The organism is Microbacterium sp. H6 (assembly GCF_003314775.1).
Classification (GTDB): domain Bacteria; phylum Actinomycetota; class Actinomycetes; order Actinomycetales; family Microbacteriaceae; genus Microbacterium; species Microbacterium oxydans.
The window spans coordinates 1-2,355 of the sequence record NZ_QOAY01000043.1 but is presented as its reverse complement, the minus strand read 5'-3'; the positions used below and the strand labels follow the sequence as shown (position 1 = coordinate 2,355).

The 2,355-nt window shown below is 69.6% G+C and carries 2 protein-coding genes; one reads left to right on the top strand and one right to left on the bottom strand.

The window, feature by feature from the left end; all coding sequences use genetic code 11:
* A partial coding sequence (locus DSP71_RS02785; RefSeq protein ID WP_147251172.1) for a LysR family transcriptional regulator occupies positions 1 to 518 on the bottom strand: 518 nt, incomplete at its 3' end.
* A gap of 147 nt (positions 519 to 665) precedes the next feature.
* On the opposite strand from DSP71_RS02785, the gene DSP71_RS02780 reads away from it, so the two are divergent.
* Positions 666 to 2,355 (top strand): proline dehydrogenase family protein (locus tag DSP71_RS02780; protein WP_181800647.1); only part of this gene is annotated, 1,690 nt, incomplete at its 3' end.

The following is a 2,355-nucleotide window of genomic DNA, read 5'->3' as shown; positions in this document are numbered from 1 at the left end:
AGGGCGATCGCGTCGTGTGCGAGCGCCACCCGGTCGAGGTCGGCGTGGATCGGGCGTGTGCGGCCCGGGTACTGCTCGGCGAGGATGAGGTCGAAGTCGCGGCTGGACACTCCGACGAGTCCGGTCTCCGGGTCGGACTCCGTGACCTCCACTCGCAGGGCAGGATGACGTTCCTTGAGGGCTTCGAGCCCGCGGGGCAGGAGCGAGTGTGCCGTGGACTGGAAGACCGCGATGCGCACGGTGCCCGTGACTTCGGTCAGGGATTCGGCGACGGCGACCTGGGCGTGCTCGAGCTGGTCGAGGATGCCGATGGCCTCGGCGACGAGCACGTTCCCCTGCGGCGTGAACTGCACCCCGCGCCCGACCCGGCGCAGCAGCGGCACGCCCACGTCGCGCTCCAGCGCACTGAGCTGCTGCGACACCGATGCCTTGCTGTAGGACAGGGCGTCGGCGACGGCCGACAGTGTCCCGCGACGCGACAGCTCCACCAGCATCCGCAGTCTGTTCACGTCGAGCACGGCGGGTCCTTCGTTCGGCGCCTATCGTTCAGAGGAACTGAACAGAATCCACGCAAATCGGTTGATAGACGGAGCCTACCGAGCGGCAGGACAATGATCCAGCCGCACACGAAATCCCGGTGTGCGCTCTCTTGGAAGGTCCCACCGATGCCTGTCGCCGCCGACACCACCACCCCCCGCACCGAAGACGTCGCCGCCCTGGTGCAGCGCTGGCTCGCCGAGAGCGAGACCCACCCCGTCGAGCCGGCCGCCCAGCGCCTCTCCGAGGTGCTCAAGGACCCGAACGGACTCGCGTTCACGGTCGGCTTCGTCGACGGCGTCATGCGCCCGGAAGACCTGCGCGTCGCCGGCCGCAAGCTCGCCGAGCTGAGCGACATCACCCCGTCGCTGCTGCCCGGATACCTGCGTGCCGCGATCAAGACCGGCGGCTTCTGGGCGCCGAAGCTCCCCGGCGTTGTCGTGCCGATCTCGCGCCGCGTGCTGCGCGCCATGGTCGGGCACCTCGTGCTCGACGCCACTCCGTCCAAGCTCGGCCCCGCCATCGCGAAGCTGCGCAAGAGCGGCAACCGCCTGAACCTCAACCTGCTCGGCGAGGCCGTGCTCGGAGAGCGGGAAGCCGGACACCGGCTGCAGGGCACCCGTGACTTCCTGGCCCGCGACGACGTCGACTACGTGTCGATCAAGGTCTCCAGCGTCGTGAGCCAGCTGTCGATGTGGTCGTTCGACGAGGCCGTGGCGGACGTCGTGGAGAAGCTCACCCCGCTCTACGAGCTCGCCGCGCGTGCCGAGGCCAAGGGCAAGGCCAAGTTCATCAACCTCGATATGGAGGAGTACCGCGACCTCGACCTGACGATCGCGGCCTTCACGAGCATCCTCGACCAGCCGGGCTTGGAGAACCTCGAAGCCGGCATCGTGCTGCAGGCGTACCTCCCCGACGCGCTCGGCGCGATGCAGCACCTGCAGGAGTGGGCAGCCGCCCGCCGCGCCAAGGGGGGAGCGCCGATCAAGGTGCGCGTCGTCAAGGGCGCGAACCTCGCGATGGAGGAGGTCGACGCCGCGATCCATGGCTGGCCGCTCGCCACCTACGGCACCAAGCAGGACTCGGACACCAACTACAAGCGGGTGCTCGACTGGGCCATGACGCCCGAGCGCCTGGACGCCGTGCGCATCGGGATCGCCGGTCACAACCTCTTCGACATCGCCTACACCTGGCTGCTCGCCCAGGCGCGCGGGGTGGCCGACCCGACCGGCGCCGATCCCCTCGTCGAGTACGAGATGCTGCTGGGCATGGCGACCGGTCAGGCCGAAGCCGTCCGCAAGGACGTCGGCCGTCTGCTGCTCTACACGCCGGTCGTGAACCCGGCGGAGTTCGACGTGGCGATCGCGTACCTGGTGCGCCGCCTCGAGGAGAACGCCAGCCCGGAGAACTTCATGTCGGCGGTGTTCGAACTGGCCTCCAACCCCACGCTCCTCACCCGGGAGCGGGAGCGCTTCGAGCGTTCGCTTGCCGCGCTCGCGAACGACGATCCGCAGTACGTCCCCGCCGCCCATCGGGTGCAGGATCGGACAGCTGAGGCTCCCGCGGGAACGACCACGGGCTTCGCGAACCAGGCCGACACTGACCCCGCCATCGCGGCGAACCGTGCCTGGGGTCGCGAGATCCTGAGCCGTTCGGTCGGCTCGACGCTGGGTCTGGACAGCATCGCGCTGGCCAAGGTCGAGACGGACGCCGAACTCGACGGCATCTTCACCGCAGCGACCGCCGCCGCCGAGAAGTGGGCAGCGCTGCCGGCCGCCGACCGTGCCGCCGTGCTGCACCGCGCCGGCGACGAGCTCG